Origin of the sequence: Micromonospora sp. NRRL B-16802 (genome assembly GCF_001279555.1) — a bacterium.
Classification (GTDB): Bacteria; Actinomycetota; Actinomycetes; order Mycobacteriales; family Micromonosporaceae; genus Micromonospora; species Micromonospora profundi.
Genome location: NZ_LGEB01000059.1, coordinates 106,629 through 115,984 on the forward strand (window position 1 = coordinate 106,629; position 9,356 = coordinate 115,984).

Annotated in this window: 6 protein-coding genes; 4 read left to right on the forward strand and 2 right to left on the reverse strand. The window is 71.2% G+C overall.

Annotated features, from left to right (window positions below; genetic code table 11):
- Nucleotides 1-128 precede the first annotated feature (128 nt).
- The 3 genes from ADK66_RS15545 to mshC all read left to right on the forward strand — a co-directional run bounded on the left by ADK66_RS15545 (nucleotide 129) and on the right by mshC (nucleotide 2,834).
- Nucleotides 129-713: a DUF3090 domain-containing protein gene (locus tag ADK66_RS15545; RefSeq protein ID WP_053655837.1), complete on the forward strand. Its 585-nt coding sequence runs from the start codon at nucleotides 129-131 to the stop codon at nucleotides 711-713.
- Nucleotides 710-1,528: an SCO1664 family protein gene (locus ADK66_RS15550; RefSeq protein WP_053655838.1), complete on the forward strand. Its 819-nt coding sequence runs from the start codon at nucleotides 710-712 to the stop codon at nucleotides 1,526-1,528. Before ADK66_RS15545 ends, ADK66_RS15550 begins: the two co-directional genes overlap by 4 nt.
- 67 nt (nucleotides 1,529-1,595) lie before the next feature.
- The gene (gene mshC / locus ADK66_RS15555; RefSeq protein WP_053655840.1) at nucleotides 1,596-2,834 is read left to right on the forward strand and encodes a cysteine--1-D-myo-inosityl 2-amino-2-deoxy-alpha-D-glucopyranoside ligase; all 1,239 of its coding nucleotides are present in this window, start codon (nucleotides 1,596-1,598) and stop codon (nucleotides 2,832-2,834) included.
- 741 nt (nucleotides 2,835-3,575) lie between these two features.
- Here the strand turns inward: mshC and ADK66_RS15560 are convergent.
- A complete protein-coding gene (locus ADK66_RS15560) occupies nucleotides 3,576-4,367 on the reverse strand; it encodes a GntR family transcriptional regulator (RefSeq protein ID WP_053655862.1) in 792 nt (263 codons plus the stop codon).
- A gap of 164 nt (nucleotides 4,368-4,531) precedes the next feature.
- On the reverse strand, nucleotides 4,532-5,401 hold the full coding sequence (locus tag ADK66_RS15565) for a PAC2 family protein (protein ID WP_053655841.1): 870 nt from the start codon (nucleotides 5,399-5,401) through the stop codon (nucleotides 4,532-4,534).
- A 278-nt stretch (nucleotides 5,402-5,679) separates the two neighbouring features.
- On the opposite strand from ADK66_RS15565, the gene metH reads away from it, so the two are divergent.
- A complete protein-coding gene (metH, locus tag ADK66_RS15570; RefSeq protein ID WP_369814799.1) occupies nucleotides 5,680-9,180 on the forward strand; it encodes a methionine synthase in 3,501 nt (1,166 codons plus the stop codon).
- The last annotated feature ends 176 nt before the right edge of the window (nucleotides 9,181-9,356 follow it).

Genomic DNA, 9,356 nt, shown 5'->3' on the forward strand with positions numbered 1-9,356 from the left:
TCGCCGCGGGGCGTCCGCGCGGCCGCCACGCCCGGTGGCAACCCCTCGAACGCCGGGCGTGCCGCCCGTGCGGCGATTCGGGTCGGTGGGGTGCGCAACGCGATGACGGGCCGGATAGGGTCGTGGGTATGACCCACCAGGTGCACGCCTTCGAACCGCCGGAGCGGTTCGTCGCCGGGACTGTCGGGCCGCCGGGGGAGCGCACGTTCTTCCTACAGGCCCGAGGCGGCGGCAGGCTGGTCAGCGTCGCGCTGGAAAAGGTCCAGGTGTCCCTGCTCGCCGAAAAGCTGGAGGAACTGCTCACCGAGGCGCAGCGTCGCTTCGGGGTGGACCTGCCCGAGCTGGCGCCGGTGGTCGGCGACAACGAGCCACTGGACACGCCTGTCGACGAGGAGTTCCGGGTCGGGACGCTCGGGCTGGCCTTCGACGTGGACACCGCGACGGTGGTGATCGAGGCGATCGCCGCTGGAGAGGTGGAGCCCGAGGTCGAGCTGGGCGACGATGACGACGACTCCGACGACGACGATGACGACGACGAGCCGGACGAGGACCTGGATCGGCTCCGGGTCCGGCTCACCCCGCAGGCCACCCGCCAGTTCATCGAGCGGGCCCGGCGCGTGGTGAACGCGGGCCGGCCGCCGTGCCCGCTGTGCGGCCAACCGTTGGATCCCGCCGGGCACCTGTGCCCGCGGCACAACGGTTACCACCGGTGACCTCGTCCGGTTTGCAGCCTCGCCAGGACGGCGACGCCGCGCTGCGCCTGTTGCGCGACGGCACGCTCGACCTGGAGGGGCGGCTCGTCGACGCGTCGAACACGACACTGCGCGGCATCCTGACACTCGACGGCGCGACGGCCCGCTGCGTCTACAAGCCGGTCCGTGGCGAGCGTCCGCTGTGGGACTTTCCCGACGGCACGCTGGCCGGCCGGGAGGTGTCCGCGTACCTGGTCTCCCAGGCCACCGGCTGGGATCTGGTGCCGCCGACGGTGCTGCGCGACGGCCCGTTCGGCCCGGGTTCCTGCCAGCTCTGGATCGACGAGCCGGAGGACGCCGAACCGCTCGTCGGCTTCGTGCCCGCCGAGGCGTTGCCACCGCGGTGGTTTCCGATCGCGGCGGCCCGCGACGACGACGGCGCGGCGTACGCCCTCGCCCACGCCGACGACCCGCGACTGGCCCGCCTCGCCGTCCTCGACGCGGTGATCAACAATGCGGACCGCAAGGGCGGTCACGTGCTTGTCGGCGCGGACGACCGGATCTACGGCGTCGACCACGGGGTGAGCTTCCATGTCGAGTCGAAGCTGCGCACTGTCCTGTGGGGTTGGGCCGGCCGGCAGTTGCCGCCGGACGCGGTGGAGATGCTGGGCGCGCTTGCCGGGCAGGTCGCCGGGCCGCTGGGCGCGGAGCTGGCCGACCACCTGACCATCAGCGAGGTCGCGGAGCTGGCCGCCCGCATCGACCGACTGCGGGACACCGGTCGCTTCCCGCAGCCACCCGAGGACTGGCCGGCGGTGCCCTGGCCGCCCATGTGAGCCGCTGTCATTTTGATCACCGGTGGGGCGACTCGGGCGGGCCCGAGGGCTGGCTAGGCTGAGGCCCATGGAGTCTTGGGCGGGACACGAGGTGCCACGGCTGCCGGGCAGGGGCGAGCCGCTGGCGTTGTACGACTCGGCGCGGCAGGGTATCCACCCGAGCGAGCCGGTTGGCGCGGGAAGCATGTACGTCTGCGGCATCACGCCGTACGACGCCACGCACCTCGGCCACGCCGCCACCATGATCACGTTCGATCTGGTGCAGCGGATGTGGCGCGACGCCGGCCGTGCGGTGCACTACGTGCAGAACGTCACCGACATCGACGATCCGCTGCTGGAGCGGGCCGAGCGCGACGGCGAGGACTGGGTGGTCCTCGCCATGCGCGAGACGGCGCTGTTCCGGGAGGACATGGAGGCGCTGCGGATCATCCCGCCGGAGCACTACGTGGGCGCTGTCGAGTCGATCCCGGACATCGCCGACAAGGTCGAGGTGCTCGTCAAGGACGGTGCCGCGTACCGGCTCGACGACGGCACCGGCGACATCTACTTCGACATCTCCGCCACCGGCCGGTTCGGCTACGAGTCGAACCTGACCCGTGAGCAGATGCTGGAGATCTTCCCCGAGAACGGCGGCGACCCGGACCGGGCCGGCAAGCGCGACCCGCTCGACCCGCTGCTGTGGCGCGGCGCACGCGAGGGCGAGCCGTCCTGGCCCGGCGGCGAGCTGGGGCCGGGCCGCCCGGGCTGGCACATCGAGTGTGCCGTCATCGCGTTGAACCTGCTCGGCGACCGGATCGACGTGCAGGGCGGCGGCAACGACCTGCTGTTCCCGCACCACGAGGCGTCCGCCGCGCACGCCGAGCGGCTCACCGGCCAGGCGCCGTTCGCCCAGCACTACGTGCACGCCGGCATGATCGGCCTGGACGGCGAGAAGATGTCGAAGTCCCGCGGCAACCTGGTCTTAGTGTCGCGGCTGCGCGCCGACAAGGTCGACCCGATGGCGATCCGCCTGGCGCTGATCTCCGGGCACTACCGCAGCAACCGCACCTGGACCGACGACGTGCTCACCGTCGCCCAGGAGCGCCTGGCCCGCTGGCGGCAGGCCGCCGCAGCGCCCGCCGGGCCGTCCGGGGCCGAGCTCCTTGCCGGGGTACGCCAGCGCCTCGCCGACGACCTCGACACCCCCGGGGCGCTGGCGGTAGCCGACCGCTGGGCCGACGCGACGCTGGCCGGAGCGACAGAAGATCCGGAAGCGCCCGCCCTCTTCGCCAAGACAATGGACGCCCTACTAGGCATCCGCCTCTGACCCGTAGGCCCGGCGGCGTAGGTTGCGCTTGACGGCGGCGTGCGCGCGCCGATTCACGCGGCGGCACGGGCGGGCACAGCCGTCGCCACGATTCCGGCCTGAAGATGCCGTCGGTCACGCCCGAAGGCTCTCAAAAGCCCAAGCGCTGCCCTCAGACGCCGACTAGACCGGCCATCCGAGCGTTGATCGACTCGCGTTCCTTGAAACTGCGGCATCCACCGCAGCCGGACACCCCGATTACAAGGAGCCCGAGTCGATCAAGGGGGCGCCCGCGCTGTGCCGCGCCGCGCTGTTTCTTGTTGCGCCCCTCAGAAGCCGATCTTGCCCTCTGGTCGCCGATATGGCCTGATCTGTCCCGACCGTGAAGACAGAAGGCACAAGATCGCGGGGAAGTGGGCCGCCAGGGCTCGGAACTCCCGCCGATCATGGACTTGTGGTGCCCCGCGAAAGGTGCACAACGGCCCATACCGGCCACCACAACTCCATGATCGACGCGGGAGCGGGAGCGGGAGCGGGAGCGGGAGCGGGAAGCGGGAGGCGGGAAGCGGGAAGCGGGAAGCGGGGCACGGCGAGCGGGGCACGGGAAGCGGGAAGCAGCGCGCGGGGCACGGGGCACGGGGCACGGGGGGCAGCGAGCGGGCGCGGGGCGCGGGGCGCGGGGCGCGGGGCGCGGGGCGTGCCAAAGCGGGGTCGTTGCGGGCGCGGCGGGGTGCTGGTTTTGGGCGGCTGGAGTGGGCGAAGTCAGCCCAGGACCAGGCCGGGGTCGGGCTCCGGGTCTGGGGTTGGGGCGGGGATCTTGTACTCCTCGGTGAGGGTGGTCATGGGGCCGGGCCAGGTGGCCTGGGCTACCTCGATCGGCTTGCGGTGGCCGTCGTACGCCACGTGCAGCAGGTGCAGCACCGGGGTGTCGGGCCGGATCTGCAGCGTCTCGGCCTCCTCGCGGCTGGGCTGCCGGGCGCTGATCGTGTCGGTGGCCGAGACGTAGCGGCGCCCGGTTGCCTCTTCGGCCTCCTGGTAGAGGGGGCGCCCGAACGCCTCGGCGCGCTCCAGCGAGGTCCCGGCGGTGTCTCTGGGCAGGAACCAGGAGGCGCCCACCTCGACGGGGGAGTCGTCGGTGCGGACGAGGTGGCGGCGGCAGAGCAGGTCGGTGCCGTCGGGGACCCCGAACGCGTCGGCTACCTCGGCGGGGGCGGGGGCGCGACCGACCGAGATGAGTTGCTGACGGTACCGGGCGGCGAGGTCGGTGTGGTATCCGCGAAAGCCGCCGTACCGGCCTCGGGAGAGCCGGTTGAGTCGACGTCGGGTGCCGCGGACGTACGTACCGGAGCCGGGTTTGGTGATCAGGATGCCCTCGACCCGCAGCTGGTCGACGGCGCGCTGCACGGTCTGCTTGGCGACGCCGAACATCTCGGCGATGGCCGGGATGGACGGCAGTCGTTCGCCGGGACCCCAGTCACCGCGGCGCACCTGGGCCTTGAGCTGCGCGGCGATCTGGCGGTGCGGGAACTCGGCTGCCCCGGGATTGATCTGCATCGCCGCCTCCTCAACCATAGCTAGGTTCCTAGGATGCCTTAGAGGGTGTGACGGCGCCACCCCGGACACGCACAACGATCTGACTGCGCACACGAACCGGAGAACAACAAAAGCGGGCCCCGGACAACGAAGTCCGAGGCCCGCGTCGAACGGGGGAGAGGCAGCTACCAGGAGCCGGCGGTGGGGCCGGCCGAGCCGCCCCGGCGCCGTAGGTACTTCTCGAACTCCTGAGCGATCTCGTCACCGGTCAGCGGGGTGATGCCCTCGTCGCCGACCCGTTCCTCCAGCTCGCGGACGTACTCGCCGAGTTCGGCGTCCTGCTCGGCGGCGCTGCGTACCCGCTGCTCCCACTCGGCGGACTCTTCGGCCAGGTCGGCCATCGGCACCGGCAGGTCGACGACCTCCTCGACGCGGTGCAGCAGGGCGAGGGTGGCCTTGGGGCAGGGCGGGTTGTTGGCGTAGTGCGGCACGTGCACCCAGAACGAGACGGCGTCGACCTCGGCGCGGGTGCAGGCGTCGTGCAGCACCCCGACGATGCCGGTGGGCCCGTCGTAGCGGGTGGGGGTGAGCTGGTAGCGCTCGGCGGCCTGCGCGTCGGAGGCGCTGCCGCTGATCGGCAGCGGCCGGGTGTACGGCACGTCGGCCAGCAGGGCGCCCAGCAGCACCACCCGTTCCACTTCAAGGCTGTGGCAGATCTCCAGCACCTGCTCGCAGAACGTCCGCCACCGCATGCTCGGCTCGATGCCTCGGATCAGCACCACGTCACGGTCGGTGCCCTCGGGGCTGGCCACCATGAATCGGGTCGTCGGCCACTCCACCCGGCGGGTCTCCCCGTCGGCCATGGTGATGGTGGGCCGGCTGACCTGGAAGTCGTAGAAGTCCTCCGGGTCCAGTTCGGCGAGCTGCCGCGCGTTCCAGACCTGTTCCAGGTGTTCGACGGCCGCGGTGGACGCGTCGGCGGCGTCGTTCCAGCCCTCGAATGCGGCAATCGCCACCGGGGACCGCAGCACCGGCAGTCCGTCGAACTCGGTCACGCCGTCACCTCACCCTGCTCGTCGCGGCCGACACCGGGACCGCGCCCGATGGTCGGGCCGTGGTGCACGGCGGCGTCCCTGTTGTCCTTCACGTCCGTCAGCCTACGTGCCGGGCAGGGATGCGGCCCATCGGCCGCGCCGGTCCGGCCTCGGCAGGGGCCAGTCATACGGTGGCGAACCGGACAGCGTGATTCGGCTGACACAATATGGGATCGCACTCTGAGGGCAGCCGGGTAGGGCGGGGTCCGCATTAACCTGAACGGGTGCGGACTTCGTTGATGGATGTACTGGCCGATCGGATCCTCATCGCCGACGGGGCGATGGGCACGATGCTGCAGGCCGCTGACCTCACGCTCGACGACTTCGACGGGCTGGAGGGCTGCAACGAGATCCTCAACGTGACCCGACCGGACGTGGTGCGGGGGGTGCACGACGCCTACCTGGCCGCCGGCGCGGACTGCGTGGAGACCAACACGTTCGGCGCCAACCTGGCCAATCTGGCCGAGTACGACATCCCACACCGCATCCGGGAGCTGTCCGAGGCGGGAGCCCGGATCGCCCGGGAGGCCGCCGACGCGGCGAGCACCGCGGAGCGGCCCCGGTTCGTGCTGGGCTCGATCGGGCCGGGCACCAAGCTGCCCACCCTCGGGCACGCCGGGTACGCCACGCTGCGCGACGCGTACCAGGAGAATGCCGCCGGGCTGATCCTCGGCGGCTCCGACGCGCTGATCATCGAGACGTGTCAGGACCTGCTCCAGGTCAAGGCCGCGGTGGTCGGGTCGAAGCGGGCAATGGCCGAGCTGGGCCGGTCGGTGCCGATCATCTGTCACGTGGCCGTGGAGACGACCGGCACGATGCTTGTGGGCAGCGAGATCGGCGCGGCCCTGGCGGCGATCGAGCCGCTCGGCGTTGACCTGATCGGGCTCAACTGCTCGACGGGCCCGGCCGAGATGAGCGAGCATCTGCGCTACCTGTCGCAGCACTCCCGCATCCCGCTGTCGGTGATGCCGAACGCCGGCCTGCCGGTGCTGACCGCCGACGGCGCGTACTTCCCGCTGACTCCTGTGGAGATGGCCGACGCCCTGGAGCGGTTCGTCACCGAGTACGGCGTGGGGTTCGTCGGCGGCTGCTGCGGCACCACCCCGGAGCACATCCGGGTGCTGTCCGAGCGGTTGCACGGTGTCACCGCCCCGGCGCGCGAGCCGCAGCACGAGGCGGGTGTCTCGTCGGTCTACCACCCGGTGCCGTTCGCGCAGGACGCCTCGGTGCTGATGGTGGGGGAGCGGACCAACGCCAACGGTTCCAAGGCGTTCCGGGAGGCGATGCTGGCCGCCGACTGGCGGGCCTGCGTGGAGATCGCCCGCAGTCAGGCGCGGGACGGCTCGCACCTGCTCGACCTGTGCGTGGACTACGTCGGCCGCGACGGCACCGAGGACATGCGGGAGTTGGCAGGCCGTTTCGCCACCGCGTCCACGTTGCCGATCATGCTGGACTCCACCGAGCCCGCCGTTGTCGAGGCCGGTTTGGAGATGCTCGGTGGCCGATGCGTGGTCAACTCGGTGAACTTCGAGGACGGCGACGGCCCCGACTCCCGGTACGCGCGGGTGATGCCGATCGTGCGCGAGCACGGTGCCGCAGTGGTGGCGCTGCTCATCGACGAGGAGGGGCAGGCGCGTACCCAGGAGTGGAAGGTCCGGGTCGCGGCCCGGCTCATCGACGACCTGACCGGCCGGTGGGGCATGGACCGGTCGGACATCCTCATCGACGCGCTGACGTTCCCGATCGCCACCGGGCAGGAGGAGACCCGCCGCGACGGCATCGAGACGATCGAGGCGATCAGGGAGATCGCCCGCCGGTATCCGGGGGTCAACTTCACGCTGGGCATCTCGAACATCTCGTTCGGCCTCAACCCGGCGGCCCGGCAGGTGCTCAACTCGGTGTTCCTGCACGAGTGCGTGCAGGCCGGTCTGACCTCGGCGATCGTGCACGCCAGCAAGATCCTGCCGATGTCGAAGATCCCCGAGGAGCAGCGCGAGGTCGCCCTGGATCTGGTCTACGACAGGCGCCGCGAGGGGTACGACCCGGTGCAGCGGTTCCTTGAGCTGTTCGAGGGCGTCGACGTGACGAGCGCGCGGGCCAGCCGGGCGCAGGAGTTGGCGGCGCTGCCGCTTGACGAGCGGCTCAAGCGGCGGATCGTCGACGGCGAGCGCAACGGCCTTGAGGCCGACCTGGACGAGGCGATGGCCGGCGGCCGGGCCCCACTGTCGATCATCAACGACATCCTGCTGGACGGGATGAAGGTGGTCGGTGAGCTGTTCGGCTCGGGGCAGATGCAGCTGCCGTTCGTGCTCCAGTCGGCCGAGGTGATGAAGACCGCTGTGGCGTACCTGGAACCGCACATGGAGGCAACCGACGACGGCGGCAAGGGCCGCATCGTCCTCGCGACCGTGCGCGGCGACGTGCACGACATCGGCAAGAACCTCGTCGACATCATCCTGTCCAACAACGGCTACGAGGTGGTGAACATCGGCATCAAGCAGCCGATCAGCGCCATCCTGGACGCCGCCGAGCAGCACCGCGCCGACGCGATCGGCATGTCCGGGCTGCTGGTCAAGAGCACAGTCATCATGAAGGAAAACCTGGCCGAGATGGCCACGCGCGGGGTCGCGGAGCGCTGGCCCGTCCTGCTGGGTGGGGCGGCGCTGACCCGGTCGTACGTCGAGGACGACCTGCGGGCGATGTATCCCGGGCAGGTGCACTACGCGCGGGACGCCTTCGAAGGTCTGTCCCTGATGGACCGGGTGATGACCGCCAAGCGCGGTGGCGCCCCGGTGATCGACCCGGAGCGGGAGGCGGCCCTGGCGACCCGGCGGGCGCGCCGGGAGCGGCAGCGCTCGGTCGTCAGCGAGTCGCTGCCCGAGCTGCACGACTCCTCGGTCCGCTCCGACGTGGCCGCCGACGTGCCGGTGCCCACCCCGCCGTTCCTGGGCACCCGCGTCGTCAAGGGCGTGCCGATGTCGGACTACGCGGCGCTGCTCGACGAGCGGGCCACGTTCCTCGGGCAGTGGGGGCTGCGTGGCGCGCGGGGCGGCAGCGGCCCGTCCTACGAGGAGCTTGTGGAGACCGAGGGCCGACCCCGGCTGCGCTACTGGCTGGACCGGCTGATCTCCGACCAGGTGCTGGAGGCGGCAGTCGTCTACGGCTACTTCCCGGCGTACTCCGAGGGCAACGACCTTGTCGTCCTGGACGAGAACGGCCACGCCGAGCGCGTTCGGTTCTCCTTCCCCCGGCAGCGCCAGGAACGCCGGCTGTGCCTGGCCGACTTCTTCAAGCCCCAGGGCGACCAGCTCGATGTGGTCGCGTTGCAACTGGTCACCGTGGGCCAGCCCGTCAGCGAGTACGCGGCGAAGCTGTTCGCCCGCAACGAGTACCGCGACTACCTGGAGGTGCACGGGCTGTCCGTGCAGCTCACCGAGGCGCTCGCCGAATACTGGCACCGGCGAATCCGTACCGAGATGACCCTGCCCGACGGCCGCCCGCTCGGCCACGACGACCCGACGGACCTGGCCGGCCTGCTGCGCAACGACTACCGGGGCTGCCGGTACGCGTTCGGCTACCCGGCCTGCCCGGATCTGGAGGACCGGGCGAAGATCGTGGACCTGCTCGGGGCGGACCGGATCGGTGTGGAGTTGTCCGAGGAGTTCCAGTTGATGCCGGAGCAGGCCACCGACGCCATCGTGGTCCACCACCCGGAGGCCAGCTACTTCAACGCCAAGTAACGGGCACAGCGCTAAGTAGCTCCGGGCCCCGGCGCCGGCCGTGATCGGCCGGCGCCGGATGCCGGTTCAGCGTGTTCCGGTGCGGTGCAGTTGGACGGCGCCGGAGGTCAGATCGCGCGGGGCGATCCGGTCGACGTCGAACTCGGTGCTGCCGGGGCTGTGGTCGTAGACGACCG

Bases quoted from the DNA above. Each gene is read 5' to 3' on its own strand.
- ADK66_RS15545 (WP_053655837.1), top strand. From the start codon at position 129: ATGACCCACCAGGTGCACGCCTTCGAACCGCCGGAGCGGTTCGTCGCC.
- mshC (WP_053655840.1), top strand. From the start codon at position 1,596: ATGGAGTCTTGGGCGGGACACGAGGTGCCACGGCTGCCGGGCAGGGGC.
- ADK66_RS15560 (WP_053655862.1), bottom strand. From the start codon at position 4,367: ATGCAGATCAATCCCGGGGCAGCCGAGTTCCCGCACCGCCAGATCGCC.
- metH (WP_369814799.1), top strand. From the start codon at position 5,680: ATGGATGTACTGGCCGATCGGATCCTCATCGCCGACGGGGCGATGGGC.